The following is a 15,661-nucleotide window of genomic DNA, read 5'->3' on the forward strand; positions in this document are numbered from 1 at the left end:
ATGTTGTAAATCCCAATGAGAGCCGGCCAGCCAATGACGCTTAGCACGACCCAGATTCCAATCGTTCCCGCAAAAGATGAACTATCCGCGGCAGTGATCGAGCAGGTGCAGCACTGGGTACTAGATGCCTCTCAGCAAAAAAATTCGCAAGCGGCCGATCGACTGTCCGGTCTACTCCAGGACGCGAACGGGCTGGATTTCGCGGTCGGTTTTGTGGACGGAGTAATCAGGCCCGAGAGCCTCAAGGTCGCAGCGAAGAACCTGTACCGCCTCCGAAAAATCACACCAAAATTTTTACCTTGGATCCTTCGAGCCATGGTGTCTCTTGGGGCCAACCTAGCCAGGCCTTTTCCATGGATTGTTATTCCAATTGCCCGTAAAGTCTTGCGCTCGTTTGTTGCGCACCTAGTTATTGATGCAACTCCAACCAAATTGAGTAGAAGCATCTCCCGTCTTTCGAAGCAGGGCTCGACTCTGAATGTGAACCTTTTGGGTGAGGCAGTCCTTGGAGACAAAGAAGCAGACCGCAGACTGCAGAAAGTCAAAGATGTTCTTTCCCGGCCGGATGTTAGTTATGTGTCGGTAAAAGTGTCTGCGATCGTTTCGCCCCACTCGCCATGGTCGTTCAATGAAACCGTAAGCGACGTGATTGAGCGCCTCACCCCGCTATACCGAATTGCTTCAGAGTCAAAAAAGCAAAAGTTTATAAACCTAGACATGGAGGAGTACCACGACCTCGATATGACCGTGGCGGTCTTCAAGGGCATATTGTCAAAACCAGAATTTGCTAACCTTCAGGCCGGCATCGTCTTACAGGCCTACTTGCCGGACGCAGTAAGAGCGATGATAGACATTCAGCAGTTCGCTGCCGGTCGCGTCTTAGCTGGGGGTGCTCCGGTCAAAGTCAGGGTCGTAAAGGGCGCTAACTTGCCGATGGAGCGAGTGGATGCAGAATCTCACGGCTGGCCACTTGCAACAGTGGAATCCAAAGCGGCAGCGGATGCCAACTACAAGAGGGTGCTGAACTATGCGCTGACTGAAGAGCGCGTGGCAAACGTTCGGATTGGCGTGGCGGGACACAACCTATTTGATCTTGCCTTCGCCTGGCTGTTGGCTTCGCAGCGAAATGCTCAAACCGGCATGGACTTTGAGATGCTGCTGGGGATGGCTGAGGCTCAGGCAAACGTCATCAGGAAAACAGTTGGCACTCTAGTTCTATATACGCCGGTAGTTCACCCACAGGAATTCGATGTTGCCATCGCCTATTTGATTAGACGATTGGAGGAGGGCGCCTCTAAAGAGAACTTCCTTTCAAACGCGTTTAGGTTAGCCGACCCGGACATTTTCCAAGTTGAAGAGGAACGCTTCAGGGTGTCTCTAACCATGCTTGATTTGGAAATCCCGATTCCTAACCGACTACAAGACCGTCGCAACGACGTAGTATTTCCGCCTGCGGGCGGCTTCGCGAATGCCGCAGACACTGATCCGTCTTTAGCCGGCAACCGAGTCTGGGGCTACGAAATCATTGCTCGCGCCGGTACCAGTGATATCGGTTTAGCCCTGGTAGCGAGACAAACAATCTCCAGCGAGGCCGAGCTTCAAGAAGTTATCGACAGTGCTGTCCATGGTGGAGCGCGATGGGGTAGCGAGTCTCTGCAGACTCGCGCCGCAAAGCTCCACGAAATCGGTGTGGCACTGGAAGCCAATAGAGGCAGCCTAATAGAAGTCGCCATGGCCGAGGCCGGCAAGACAATTGATCAGGCCGACACCGAGATATCAGAGGCCGTTGACTTCGCTCACTACTACGCTCAGCGGGCGCTTGAGCTCGACAGCATAGATGGTGCAAGCCCAATCCCATTTGGCCTCACCGTTGTGACTCCCCCGTGGAACTTTCCAATTGCTATTCCGGCCGGTGGTGCGTTAGCAGCTCTCGCTGCAGGCTCTGCAGTAATTTTCAAGCCTGCGGGCGCCTCGGCGAGATGCGGTGCGGTTCTTGCAGACATAATTTCCAAAATTATCGACGAAGATATATTTATTCCGATTCAACTAAGTGAGTCTGGGCTCGGCAAGCAGCTACTGTCCCATCCTAAAGTCGACCAAGTGATCCTGACCGGTGGTTACGAGACGGCCCAGTTGTTCAAGAGCTTCCGCCCTGACCTGAGACTGCTAGCAGAAACCAGCGGCAAGAACGCAATTATTGTTACCGAGAGCGCTGACTACGATCTGGCGGCTAAAGACATTGCCTACTCCGCCTTTGGTCATGCTGGTCAAAAATGTTCGGCTAGCTCGCTGGTTATCTTGGTCGGATCCGTCCACAAATCAAAGCGATTCCTGCGCCAGCTTCATGATGCGGTGAGTAGTATGCACGTCGGCCATGCCAACGACCCCAGGACACAAATGGGGCCCATGATCGCTGCCCCTTCAGGAAAGCTACTCGAGGGCCTGACAAAGCTTGGCCGGGGAGAAAAATGGTTACTTGAGCCTTCCCAGCTGGATGACTCCGGAAAACTGTGGTCACCAGGAATCCGAGTTAATGTCGTGCCGAATTCGACCAGCCACCTGACCGAGTACTTTGGTCCAATTCTGTCCATCATGATCGCACCCAATCTAGAGGCGGCAATCGCGCTTCAGAACTCAGTGGACTACGGATTGACAACCGGGATCCACTCCCTGGATGCAGTCGAAATTGAAAAGTGGCTTGCCACAATTCAGGCCGGAAACCTCTACGTAAATCGCGGCATCACCGGAGCTATCGTCCAGCGTCAACCCTTCGGGGGCTGGAAACGCTCGAGTGTAGGCCCCAGCACAAAGGCTGGCGGGCCAAACTACATTCTTAGCCTTACCAACTGGGAGAGCTCGCATTCGACTGCTAGCGCCGAGATTATGAACAAGAGTGTTAATGAACTGCTTGCTATTGCTCAGTTGACGGACTTTTCTGACACCGAAATGGAATCGCTTGTTCGCGCTGCCAAATCTGATCAGGCGGCGCTAACGGAGACCTTCAGTAACGCAACCGATCCTTCCGGCCTAGACAGCGAGCGGAATGTTCTTCGATATCGAAGAAGCGATTGCGTGCTTCGTATTGAAAAGACTGCGACCAGTCAAGAGACCATGAGAGCCCTTTCGATTGCGCTGGTGCTAGGAAACCTCGACATCAGTGCTTTTGAACTGAAAAAAAACGTAGCCTCACTTCTAAAAAAATCTGGTTTGCGCGTTGCCCTAGAAGACCAGGCCGCTTTCGAACAGCGGCTAGCGGCGAGCCCGCGGCGAGTTCGACTGGTCGGCGGCGCACCACAAATTGATGCCGACAGCGCTTTTTCCAACTGCGACGTGGCTATTTACGGCAATGAGCTGACCGAATCTGGACGAATTGAACTGTTGCCATATTTCAAGGAGCAGTCAGTGACTGTGACCGGTCACAGGTTCGGAACCCCGGTTCAGTTTGTTGCCGAGCTCAGTATCTAATTGACAGGAGCTTCTAAGGTGACGGCTCGTTATTTTAGGGACTAATCTCCTAAACTGTTGAGTTCTCCGTAAAGCCAATAATCAAAGAGGTAATTAGTTGTCAAATATTTCCAGACTTTCGCTAGCAAATCGCGCTGTTGTTGCGCTAATTACTTTGATTATCGGTGTATTTGGCCTGCTGTCCGTTGGAAACCTAAAACAGGAGCTCATTCCATCCATCGAGATTCCGTCGGCAGCAATTGTGACCTCCTACGCTGGAGCATCACCCGAGGTAGTAGACAGTCAAGTTTCCATAATTATCGAAAACGCCGTTATTGGGCTTGAGGGCCTGGAATCAACTAGCGTCACTTCATCAACTGGACTATCGGTGCTAAGAGTATCTTTCGAGTTTGGCACCAGCACCTCTGATGCGACCGAAAGGCTCAATAACGCTATTAGCGCGGTCGAGGCTTTGCTTCCTTCAGATGTGAATCCTCAAGTTATCTCGGGCAGCTTCGACTCGGTTCCAATCATCGTCCTTGCGATTTCGGCGAATAATGGTGACAACGAGAGCCTCAGTGCAGAACTTGACAAGATTGCACCTTCGGTTTTCCAGCAAGTAGAAGGCATTAGAGACATTGCCGTGTCCGGAGGTAAGCAAAAAAGACTCAATTTAGAACTCGACCAGGTAGCTCTTGCTCAAAATGGTCTCAGCCAACGAGACATCTCCACAGCCTTGCGTGCTAACGGACTGGTTTTGCCAGTTGGTTCTCTGACTGACGCAGATGGCAGCATCTCGATTCAGATGGGAAATGCTGTTGACACAGTTTCCTTGATGGAGTCACTTCCTCTAATCTCGGCAACGCCGAATCCAAGCGCACTTGGTGTTGTGACAATCGGCGATGTTGCAACAGTCACTTACGAAGATGCTCCAATCACCTCAATTGCTCGAACCAATGGCAACGAAACCCTAGCTATTTCGATAACGAAGACTCCGGACGGCAACTCGGTTGACGTATCGGGAGGCATCCAAGACTTGATCCCCGATCTAAGAGCGGCTCTAGCCACAGACGTTACTGTGGTCACGATTTTTGACCAGGCGCCATTTATTGAAGAAAGCATCAAAGACTTGACAGTCGAGGGCCTACTCGGTCTTGGATTCGCAATCCTAGTGATTCTGATTTTCCTATTGAGTGTTAAATCCACGATCATTACTGCTATTTCGATTCCGACATCATTGCTTATAACTTTTATCGCTTTGGAATTTGCGGATTACTCCCTAAACCTATTGACGCTTGGTGCTTTGACAATCGCGATTGGACGAGTAGTCGATGACTCGATTGTGGTTATTGAGAACATAAACCGACACCTGAGCTATGGCGAGGAACGCGTGAAAGCGGTTCTCTCCGGAGTCAAGGAAGTCGCCCTGGCGATCACATCTTCTACCCTGGCCACCGTTGCAGTCTTCCTCCCAATCGCGTTAGTTTCTGGATTAGTCGGCGAGCTATTCCGCCCCTTCGCATTCACCGTTGCAATAGCCTTGCTCGCCTCACTACTTGTATCACTAACCATCGTTCCAGTGCTGGCGTACTGGTTCCTTCGCATGCCAAAGCGTCTTTTGGCAGCTCAAGCCGCTGACCCAGTCGCCTTCGAGGCGAACCAGCGCGAAGTAGAGGAGCAACGCGAAAAGCGGAGCCTGCTTCAGCGCGGTTACATTCCGATCCTCAAGGGCACCAAGAATCACCCTTGGGTCACTCTGACAGCTGCAGTATTGATCTTGGGCTACACGCTCTCACTTGTTCCACTTCTAAAAACCAACTTCATCGATGGTGGCGGGTCAAACCAGTTCGACGCCTCGCTGAGCATGCCAAGCAACGTGACGCTCGAGGAACAAGACAAAGCCTCGGCTCTTCTTGAAAATCAAATCATGGCTCTCGACGGTGTCGAAGTAGTGCAAAGCACTATCGGATCATCTGGAGCTGATGGCAGGGTCGCCTTTGGAAGAGCCGCCTCCGGTGTACGCCTGACAATAACCGCAGAAGATGGCGCGGACGTGGAAATCCTTCAAACAGAGGTCCGTCAACTTGAAGTACCCTCGGGAAGCGAAATCACAGTTTCGACTGGAGGAGGCTTTGGTTCCAGCGAGACAATCGACATTGAGGTATCAGCAAGCGATCCCGCACTTCTCCAGGAATCCGTTAATAATCTTGTTACGGGACTAGCCGATGTTCAAAATGTAAGCTCGATCACGACGACCCTGGACGCGGATCAAAGAGTTCTAGAGGTAGTTGTAGACAGGCAGAAGGCCGCAAGTTACTTGTTGACTGAGACCACAGTTACCGGAATAGTCGCCTCCCAACTTCGCCCTTCGTCGCTTGGTACCTTGAACATCGAGGGTAAGGACGCTGATGTTTATATCTCGGGCGCCCAAGCTCCAGAATCCATTGACGAGGTGAAAGCTTTGTCAATACCGACCCTTCAGGGGCCTGTCCGTCTGGACAGCATTGCTACTATCACTGAAGTTCTGAAGCCGACCTCGATAACATCTGAGCGAGGCAACCGCACCGCAACAGTTTCGCTAGCCCCAATTGGAGAGGACCTGGGCGCTATTTCGGCGGACATCACCGAGACCCTAGAGCTCATTGAACTGCCGGCCGGTGCGGAAGCAATCGTTGGTGGAGCAGCGGCCGATCAGGCCGAGAGCTTCAGCCAGCTGGGCACAGCCGTGCTCGCGGCGATTGCCATTGTCTACATTGTCATGGTTGCAACATTTGGCAGCCTAATTCAGCCGCTATTGCTGCTGGTCTCAATTCCGTTTGCCGCGATTGGAGCCCTAGGGCTCTTGCTAATCACCGACACTGCTCTTGGAGTTCCCGCCCTAATAGGAATGCTGCTGCTGGTTGGGCTGGTGGTCACCAACGCAATTGTGTTGTTGGACTTAGTCAATCAGTATCGGAAGAAGGGCGTAAGCGTCGAGGAGTCTCTGATTGCTGGAGCACGGCAAAGGCTGAGACCAATCCTGATGACGGCTTTTGCGACGATCTTCGCCCTTACTCCCCTAGCACTTGGCGTGACTGGGAACTCCGGCTTTATTTCTAAACCACTAGCGATAGTGGTAATTGGTGGGCTTGTCTCATCGACTCTTTTGACACTCATTCTTGTTCCGGTTCTTTACTGGCTTGTAGAGGGTCGGAAGGAACGGAAGGTGATTAGAGTAAACCGCCGCCTAGGTAAGAAAGAGGCTCGTTTAGCCAAGAAGGCAGCCTCGGGTAAAAGCGCGATTTCGGCTTCAGAAGCAACCCCAATTGCATCAGCCGCGGTCATGACAGACACTTTGCCAAATCCTGAAGCTGTTCAAGAAGTACCTGATGTTATTACTCCTGATGAGGAACTTACTTCCCCAGATACCTCGGAAGAACAAGCTCCTGAGCAAACCTTCCAGCCAGCACCGGCAGCTACCACGCCAGAACTAGCTTGGACAGAAGAACCCATCGAGGTTGAGCTGGATGATGAGTCCAGCATCGCGTGGGACGAACCTAAGGCCCCGATTGAGCCGGCTGCGGCCGTCACTGGATTGGCGGCTGAAATGCCTGCAGGTCAAGATGACAGTGCAACTGCGCCTCTAACCAAGAGGGAAATCAAGGCAGCCAAGAAAAAGGACAAGCAGGACCGCAAGGACCAACTTAGAGCCGCCAAAAACCCTCGACACTCGAACGACTGATCGCTAATGTCTTCTTTTATTGTTTGGGTCGACTGCGAAATGACCGGACTGGAGGTCGGCGTTGACGAAATATGTGAAATTGCAGTTATCGTCACAGACGAAGACCTGAAGCCAGTTCACGAAGGTTTTCAGGTGGTTGTGAAGCCGTCGCGCAAAGCCATGAAGAACATGGGTGCGTTTGTGACCAACATGCATACCGTTTCCGGTTTGATAACTGAGATCCCCAAGGGCATTTCAATCAAGAAGGCCGAGCAGCAGGTGCTTGGTTATGTGAAGCAGTGGGTCACTGACAAGGGCACGGCACCTCTTGCAGGAAATTCAATCGGCACTGATCGCATGTTTCTGAACCGTCAAACCCCGGAGTTTGACTCGTTTTTGCATTACCGAAACATCGACGTGAGCTCTTTCAAGGAAATGGCCAGACGGTGGTATCCCAAGATTTACTTCCAGCTTCCGAAAAAAGACGTCAGTCACCGAGCGCTATCGGACATTCAAGAGTCGATCATGGAGCTTCGTTATTACCGCAAAGTATTTCTAGTTCAGGCACCGGGGCCTTCAGTGAAGGAACTAAAGGAAGCAGTTTTGGCTCTGGAGACTGATACACTCTAAATCGTTCTGGCTAGTCCAGACATGGTGGGTATAGCTCAGCTGGTAGAGCACCTGGTTGTGGTCCAGGGGGTCGCGGGTTCAAGTCCCGTTACTCACCCCAGTAGTTACTTGGCTCTTTCTAAAATGAGTTCTCGTACTCTGGCTGCGTCGGCTTGACCGCGCATTTCTTGCATCACAGCTCCGATTACGGCTCCAGCTGCCTGAAGCTTTCCATCCCGAATCTTCTCCATGACATCCGGTTGACTCGCTAATGCTTTGTCAATTGCCGCAATGAGGGCCCCTTCGTCAGTAACAATCTTCAAGCCACGGCTTTCAATGACTTCGGCCGGCTCGCCCTCTCCTGCAAGGACACCCGCAACAACATCTCTTGCTATGCGGTCGGTTAGGTCCCCGGAGTCGATTAATTTCTGAATACTGGCGACTTGCTCAGGAGTGATTGGGAGGTCCTGCACAGCTACCTCTTGAAGGTTGGCCAATCTGGCAAGCTCTCCGGTCCACCATTTTCTGGCCGACTGTGGGCTCGCCCCTGCAGAAACAGTTGCCTCAATCTCATCTAGCAAATCAGAATTCAAAACATCTCTGAATTCAAGATCCGCAAAGCCCCAGGCTTCCTGAAGGCGCTTTCGCCTAATAGAAGGCTTTTCAGTCAGAGTCAGCCGAATCTCTTCGATCCACTCTTTGCTTGGCTGCACCGGCACCAAATCTGGCTCTGGGAAATAGCGGTAGTCATCAGCGTCGGACTTTGGTCTGCCGGCAGATGTGTGGCCGCGGTCTTCGTGCCAATGCCTGGTTTCTTGAATGATTTTTCCACCGGCAGCAAGAATGAAGGCCTGGCGCTGAATTTCGTAGCGAACAGTATTTTCAATGCTCTTCAGTGAGTTCACGTTCTTAGTTTCGGTTCTGGTTCCGAGCTTCTCCGCGCCCTTTTCACGCAGTGAAACGTTTGCGTCGCAACGCACGTTTCCGCGCTCCATCTTGGCGTCGGATACGTTCATGCTCTTTACAATGTCGCGGATAGCTCTGACATAGGTCGCAGCCAGCTCTGGAGCTTTGTCAAGCGCTCCGTAGATGGGCTTAGTGACAATCTCTACCAGTGGCACTCCGGCGCGATTATAGTCCACCAGAGAATACTCGGCCCCTTGAATTCGGCCGGTGGCTCCACCAACGTGTGTCAGCTTTCCAGCATCCTCTTCCATGTGGGCCCGCTCAATCGGAACCATGAACACTTCGCCGGTTTCTAGTTCAATCGAAATCTCGCCCTCGAACGCAATTGGTTCGTCAAACTGCGAGGTTTGGAAGTTTTTGGCTAAGTCGGGATAGAAATAGTTTTTTCTAGCAAATCGACCATTGGAGGCAATCTGACAATCCAGCGCTAGTCCGATAGCAATTGAGGACTCCACGGCCTTGCGGTTTACCGCTGGCAACGAGCCAGGCAGCCCAAGACAAGTTGGACAAACATTGGTGTTTGGCTCAGATCCAAAGTTGTTTGCACAGCCGCAGAACATTTTGCTCACGGTATTTAGCTCAACGTGGACCTCGAGTCCAATCACTACCTCAAAACGCTCAATGGCGTCTTCGTAGGACATTAGTTGTTCTTTAGCCATTACAACGCCTCCAAATCAGGCACTCTTGCAATTAGCGAGGCACCCCATTGATCCACATAAAGCTTCTCCACGATGCTTGCAACTCGATACATCCGACCATCCTGCATCGCTGGCGCGAGAATCTGAACGCCGGACGGCAATCCGTCTTCTGAGGCGAGCCCATTTGGCACTGAGATTCCCGGGATACCGGCCAGATTGGCAGGGATGGTAGCTATGTCGTTTAGATACATCGCCAGTGGGTCGTTGACCTTCTCGCCAATCTTGAATGCAGTTGTGGGTGCTGTGGGGGTTAGCAAGACATCAGCCTGGGTAAATGCTTTAGCCAGATCTTGCTGGATAAGGGTTCTTACTTTTTGGGCAGAGCCGTAGTAAGCGTCGTAGTAACCAGAAGAAAGCGCGTAGGTGCCGAGGATTATTCTTCTTTTGACCTCTGGTCCGAAGCCCTGTTCACGCGTGGCAGCCATAACGTTTTCTATGGTTGGGTTTCCGTCCGGAGTGACTCTAAGTCCGAATCTCACCGAATCAAATTTCGCAAGGTTTGAAGAAGCCTCTGCGGGCAAGATCAAGTAGTAGGCGGCGACAGCGTATTCAAAGCTTGGGCAATCAACCTCAATGATTTCGGCGCCTGCGGCAGCAAGTTTCTTGATGGTGTCATCGAAGCAGGCCTTTACCCCTGGCTGGAAGCCGTCCGAGGACAGTTGCTTCACAACTCCCACCCTGAGGCCCTTGACATCCGCTTCTTTCACAGACTGAACCATGGAGCCCAGGCTATTTGGCAAAGATGTTGAATCATTAGGGTCATGCCCACCGATTACATCCTGCAACAAGGCCGCATCCATGACGCTGTTTGTCACTGGCCCTATCTGATCTAATGAGCTAGCTAGGGCGATCAGCCCATAACGAGAAACGGCTCCGTAGGTCGGCTTTGCACCAACAGAGCCAGTCATGGCTGCGGGGAACCTTATTGAGCCTCCAGTGTCGCTACCTATCGCAAGCGGGGCAAGGTGGCCAGCAATAGCGGAACTGGAGCCTCCCCCGGAACCACCTGGGATCCTGGTTAGGTCCCAAGGGTTCTTGCTGGGTCCGTATGCCGAAAACTCAGTTGAGGAGCCCATTGCAAATTCGTCGAGATTAGTTTTTCCAAGAATAGGCATTGAAGCCTCTCTTAGTTTTCTAACCACGGTTGCGTCATATTGGGGCACCCAACCCTCAAGGATCTTCGAACCGGCGGTGGTTGGAGCATCGGTCGTAGTTAGGTTGTCCTTGACTGCAATTGGGACGCCGTGAAGTGGGGAGACGGTCTTTCCTTCAGCTAGCTGCTGGTCGGCCCTTTTGGCCTGAGCCAGGCTGTTTTCACGATTGAAATAAAGGTAGGAGTTGGTCTTTGGGTTCAACTTTTCAAGACGATCTAAAAACGCAGTAGTTATTTCAACCGATGAAGCCTCTTTGCTTGAGATAAGACCGGCGAGGACCGCCGCGCTGGAAGAAGTTATTTCAGTCATGTCTAGTCCTCATCCAAGATTGCGTTTACTTTGAACCGGCCTTCAGCGCTGTCTGGAGCGCTAGACAGGGCCTGCAACTGGGAAAGGGACGGCAAGATGACATCCTCGCGATAGACATTTGCCATTGGAATTGGGTGGCTTGTCGCAGCGACATCTCCGGAAACAGCCTTGGTGACAGTGGCAACCGAATCCACGATTATGCCGAGCTCGCCGGCTAGTTGCTCGACCTCTTGATCGGTGACCAAGATGCGGGCCAAAGATGCGAGATGGCGAACCAAATCGGGTGTAATTTCAGACATACGGTTTCTCACTTCATCAATTGGTATTAATAACTCAGTCTAGTTCCGTCAGGCTGGCAATTTATCTAGGAACTGCGCTTCGGTGATTACTAAGACGCCCAGCGACTCGGCCTTTGTCAACTTCGATCCGGCTCCCGGGCCAGCTACCAAAAAAGCAGTCTTCTTGGATACCGAAGAAGAGGCCTTTCCGCCGTTTTCAATTATCAGAGCCTCAATCGCTTCCCTGGTCATCGTCTCCATTGAGCCGGTCACGACAATCGACAGACCTGCAAACAGTCCATCGGCTTCTAGGCCCTGTTCCTCGTGCAAAGGATTAGACAGCTGGACTCCAGCGGCTTCCCAACTAGCGATAATCTGTCGATGCCAATCCTCGAGATACCAACCGGTTATCGATTCGGCCAACGTTGGCCCAACACCATCAACCTCTGCAAGCTGTTCTTGACTGGCTTCGAAAATTGCCCTGAAAGATCCAAAATTATCCGCAAGTGCTCGAGCTGCAACGGGACCTACGTGCCTTATAGATAATGAAACCAATAACCGCCAAAGTGGCTTGGTTTTTGCAGCCTCTAGGTTTGCCAAAAGCTTGATTGCAACCTCTGAGGGCTCACCGTTTTTCTTTCTGAAATAATCGACTACCTTGTCGTTCCCCTCAGTATCTTTCTTTGTAATGCCAGTGTCGGCATCTATTACCTTGGCTTTTATCGGCAAAAGCTTTTCCATGGTGAGCGAAAATAGGTCCGCCTCGGACAAAATTGGCGCAACCGCCGGTTCAACAGGGTTCGTGAGTGCACTCGCGCTCACATAGCCCAGAGCCTCGATATCAAGAGCAGCTCTTGATCCGATGTATGCAATGCGTTCGCGAAGCTGAGCTGGACAACTCTTGGCGTTGGTGCAGCGTAAATCAATGTCACCTAGGCTCGCTGGTTCCAGCTTCGCCTGGCATTCGGGGCAATTAGAGGGCATCACGAAAGCTCGTTCAGAGCCGTCCCTCAGCGAAACAACCGGGCCCAAGATCTCTGGAATCACATCGCCGGCTTTTCTAAGTACTACCGTGTCGCCGATAAAAACACCTTTTGATTTGACTTGTTCTTGATTGTGGAGAGTTGCAAATTCAACCTGGCTGCCGGCAACAATCACTGGAGCTAAAACCGCGAATGGCGTAGCTCGGCCGGTTCTTCCGATTGAGACTTTTATGTCCAGTAATTTGGTGTTTACCTGCTCGGGCGGATACTTATAGGCAATGGCCCATCGCGGCGCCCGGGAGGTTGACCCGAGGCTTTCTTGAGTTGCTAAATCATCTACCTTGATGACTACTCCATCGATTTCGTGCTCGATGGTAGGTCGTGCGGCTTCCAGTTCGGCAATGTATTCAAGAACGAGATTTGGAGTTTCAAGCACCTGGTAGCGATTGGTTGTCGGAAGTCCCCAGTTCGCAAGGCTTTCATAAACCGCGCTTTGGCTGGAAACGTTAGCGGACCAAACTCCAAATCCGTGCACCAGCATTTTCAATGGCCTAGTAGCCGAAACAGTCGGGTCTTTTTGACGAAGTGAGCCAGAAGCGCTATTTCGTGGATTAGCGAAGGGTTTTCCACCTTGAGAAACGATCCGGGCGTTTAGTTTTGCAAAATCTTCAAGCTCGAAAAACACTTCACCTCGAACTTCCACAAGTTGTGGGTGATTCTGACCTAGAAGACGATGCGGGACACCCTGAATAGTCATGGCGTTCTGGGTGATGTCCTCGCCAACCTCGCCATCGCCGCGGGTGGCGGCTCTTACAAGCACCCCGTCTTTGTAGGTCAAAGAAACCGCGAGTCCATCGATTTTAGGTTCGCATAAATATGGTCCGGGGCCGACCCTTTCAGCCCAAGCCAAAAGCCCTTGCGAGTCAAAGACATTATCCAGGCTCATCATCTTTTGACCATGAATAACTGGATCGAATACGCTGCCAGAACCGGACCCGACCTTGGTTGTTGGGGAATCCCCGAAACCTTTTGGCTCCAGTACTTCTAGCTCCTTGAGTTCCTGTTCGAGTAGATCGTATTCAGCATCCGAAATAAGCGACTGGTCCTGTTGGTAGTAGGCGTTTCGATATTTCTCAACCAGCGCTCTTAGCGCTTCGATTCTGAACGACTGATTAGGCACCCGTTGAAACCTTGCTTCGGGTTTCATCTATGGTCATTTGGCCTAAGACTCGAGTTCCAACATAGATGACTGCAGTTTGTCCAGCGGGCACTCCATAGAGTGGTGTGCTTAGTTGCACATGCATCTGACCATCAACAATTAAGGCAGAGGCTGGCACAGTGTCTCCGTGAGCTCTTACTTGCACATCACAGTCAAAGGCCGCTTCAGGATTTTCAGGAGCTTTTCCGCACCAGGTATAGCGAGCGCCGAATAAATCTGAGATTTGCAGGGCCTCTTCCGGTCCAACCACAATTTCCTTGGTTTTAGGTCTAATTTCCAGCACATATCTTGGCTTACCGTCGGCTGCAGGAGTTCCGATTTTCAATCCCTTGCGCTGACCAATTGTGAAGCCGACGTGGCCGTCGTGCTCTCCCAACTGATTTCCTTCGCCGTCAACAATCTTGCCTGAATCAGTTGGTACAAACTCTTTCAGCCACTGTCTGGTGTCGCCCTCGGGTATAAAGCAAATGTCATAGCTATCCGGCTTATTTGCGACACTTAGGCCTCTAGCAGCAGCTTCCTGCCGAATCAAATCTTTGGACGCGGTCGCCCCCAGCGGGAACATAGAGTGCGCTAACTGATTAGCGTTTAGTACTCCCAATACATAGCTCTGATCCTTAGCCATTTCCAGAGACCGGTGCAGCTCGAGGTTTCCCTCGCCATCCTCAAGGATTGATGCATAGTGCCCCGTGCAAATTGCCTCGAAGCCAAGTGATAACCCACGTTCTAATAACGCTGCGAACTTGATGCGCTCATTACAGCGCATACAGGGGTTTGGTGTCCTGCCGGCTTGGTACTCGGCCACAAAGTCATCAACCACATCAAGCTTGAACCGCTCAGAGAAATCCCAGACGTAAAAAGGAATGCCAAGCTTGTTCGCTGCTCGCTGCGCATCCATCGAGTCCTCTATGGTGCAACAGCCCCTGGATCCAGTTCTAAGCGTTCCCGGCATCCTAGAAAGAGCTAAATGAACGCCGATAACCTCGTGGCCTTGCTCTACAGCACGCGCGGCAGCTACGGCGGAGTCAACTCCGCCACTCATTGCCGCTAAAACACGCATGGCTACAAGTCTAATTTGCCTTTGAGGATTTATGCAGGAGTTGCCTGGAGGGCCACTGGATGAACTTGCTCTAACGCAGTCAAAAACACCTGTACATCCTGAAGTGTCGACGTTTTACCAAGTGTCACCCTCACGCAAGCAGATGCCTCTGAGTGACTAAACCCCATGCCCAATAAGACATGCGAAGGTCCTAGGACTCCGGCCTGACAAGCCGAGCCAGCAGAGACGCAGACTCCTTTTTGATCCAACAGAAATAACATCGCGTCTGACTGCGTTCCAGGGAAAACGAAGTGAGCGTTGTAGGCAGCTCTATTCGCCCCTTGAGCTGTGATTATTGCGGAAGGGACAGCCTCCATTACAGCGGCTTCCAGCTGATCTTTTAGCGCGCCTAAACGTGCCACCTCATGATCCAGTTCGGCGATGGCTTCTTTGGCCGCGGCGGCAAAGCTGGCAGCAAGCGGGTAATTCATGGTTCCCGATCTAAGTGAACGCTCTTGACCCCCACCATGCACCAGGGAAATCGGCTTGGCGCTTCTGGCAACCACAAGAGCTCCGACGCCTATTGGGGCACCAACCTTATGACCAGACAGCGTCATTGCGGTCAGGCCACTGGATTGAAAATCGATCGGAATATGACCAAAGGCCGCCACGGCATCGCTGTGGACAGGAATATCAAACTCGGAGGCAATTTCGGTAATCGCTGGGATATCGCTAATCACGCCGGTCTCGTTGTTTACCCACATCAAACTAATTAGAGCAACCCTTTGACCGTGCTTTTTCACTAGGGACCTCAAAGAATTCAAATCGATCATGCCGTTGGCTAAGTGCTCCACGAATACAACCTCGGCATTTTGATTCCCCCCAAGCCACTGGACCGGGTCGATTACAGCGTGGTGCTCGGTTCTGGAGGAAATAATTACCTTGCAGTCCGGATCTTTTTTGACCCGATCCCAGAAAATGCCCTTGATCGCGTGATTATTGCCCTCGGTGCCACCGGAGTTAAAAATTATTTCGCTGCGGTTTGCCCCGCAGGCCTTTGCTACTTTGTCCCGTGATTCCTCTAACAATTCTCGCGTGGCTCGCCCTTGGCTGTGAACGCTAGAAGGGTTACCAACAAAATCCAGCGCATCGCTGAGGGCTTCCTTGGCACAAGACCGAAGCGCCGTGGTCGAGGCATGATCAAGGAAAACTGACATAACCAAATCTTAGTTCTGGCGCTCGCTAATAAAGTGCCGCAATTT

9 protein-coding genes and 1 tRNA gene are annotated in these 15,661 nt (G+C 51.8%); 4 read left to right on the forward strand and 6 right to left on the reverse strand.

Annotation, left to right across the window (positions count from 1 at the left end; all coding sequences use genetic code 11):
- Positions 1 to 15: 15 nt before the first annotated feature.
- From IMCC13023_RS05615 to IMCC13023_RS05630, 4 genes are all read left to right on the forward strand, one after another.
- Positions 16 to 3,465 carry a bifunctional proline dehydrogenase/L-glutamate gamma-semialdehyde dehydrogenase gene (locus tag IMCC13023_RS05615; RefSeq protein WP_007542187.1) on the forward strand — a complete coding sequence of 1,150 codons (3,450 nt, stop codon included), beginning with the start codon at positions 16 to 18 and terminating at the stop codon, positions 3,463 to 3,465.
- A 97-nt stretch (positions 3,466 to 3,562) separates the two neighbouring features.
- Positions 3,563 to 7,165, forward strand: coding sequence for an efflux RND transporter permease subunit (locus IMCC13023_RS05620; protein WP_007542189.1), 3,603 nt, complete (start codon positions 3,563 to 3,565; stop codon positions 7,163 to 7,165).
- 6 nt (positions 7,166 to 7,171) lie between these two features.
- Entirely contained in the window at positions 7,172 to 7,774 is a 603-nt protein-coding gene (gene orn, locus IMCC13023_RS05625; protein WP_007542191.1) for an oligoribonuclease, read from the forward strand.
- 24 nt (positions 7,775 to 7,798) lie between these two features.
- Positions 7,799 to 7,874, forward strand: a tRNA-His gene (locus IMCC13023_RS05630).
- Between the two features lie 4 nt (positions 7,875 to 7,878).
- Here the strand turns inward: IMCC13023_RS05630 and gatB are convergent.
- From gatB to IMCC13023_RS05660, 6 genes are read right to left on the reverse strand one after another with little or no spacing between them, the layout of a single operon-like run.
- Positions 7,879 to 9,378 (reverse strand): Asp-tRNA(Asn)/Glu-tRNA(Gln) amidotransferase subunit GatB, encoded by a 1,500-nt coding sequence (gatB, locus tag IMCC13023_RS05635; RefSeq protein WP_007542193.1) that lies wholly within the window; start codon positions 9,376 to 9,378, stop codon positions 7,879 to 7,881.
- The gene (gene gatA, locus IMCC13023_RS05640) at positions 9,378 to 10,880 is read right to left on the reverse strand and encodes an Asp-tRNA(Asn)/Glu-tRNA(Gln) amidotransferase subunit GatA (RefSeq protein WP_007542196.1); all 1,503 of its coding nucleotides are present in this window, start codon (positions 10,878 to 10,880) and stop codon (positions 9,378 to 9,380) included. Before gatA ends, gatB begins: the two co-directional genes overlap by 1 nt.
- Before the next feature lie 2 nt (positions 10,881 to 10,882).
- Entirely contained in the window at positions 10,883 to 11,179 is a 297-nt protein-coding gene (gene gatC / locus IMCC13023_RS05645; RefSeq protein ID WP_007542198.1) for an Asp-tRNA(Asn)/Glu-tRNA(Gln) amidotransferase subunit GatC, read from the reverse strand.
- A gap of 48 nt (positions 11,180 to 11,227) precedes the next feature.
- Positions 11,228 to 13,348 carry an NAD-dependent DNA ligase LigA gene (gene ligA / locus IMCC13023_RS05650; RefSeq protein ID WP_040325269.1) on the reverse strand — a complete coding sequence of 707 codons (2,121 nt, stop codon included), beginning with the start codon at positions 13,346 to 13,348 and terminating at the stop codon, positions 11,228 to 11,230.
- A complete protein-coding gene (gene mnmA, locus IMCC13023_RS05655; RefSeq protein WP_081478863.1) occupies positions 13,314 to 14,420 on the reverse strand; it encodes a tRNA 2-thiouridine(34) synthase MnmA in 1,107 nt (368 codons plus the stop codon). Before mnmA ends, ligA begins: the two co-directional genes overlap by 35 nt.
- Positions 14,421 to 14,449: 29 nt before the next feature.
- Positions 14,450 to 15,616 carry a cysteine desulfurase family protein gene (locus IMCC13023_RS05660; RefSeq protein WP_007542205.1) on the reverse strand — a complete coding sequence of 389 codons (1,167 nt, stop codon included), beginning with the start codon at positions 15,614 to 15,616 and terminating at the stop codon, positions 14,450 to 14,452.
- Between the last annotated feature and the right edge of the window lie 45 nt (positions 15,617 to 15,661).

The organism is Candidatus Aquiluna sp. IMCC13023 (genome assembly GCF_000257665.1).
Lineage (GTDB): Bacteria > Actinomycetota > Actinomycetes > Actinomycetales > Microbacteriaceae > Aquiluna.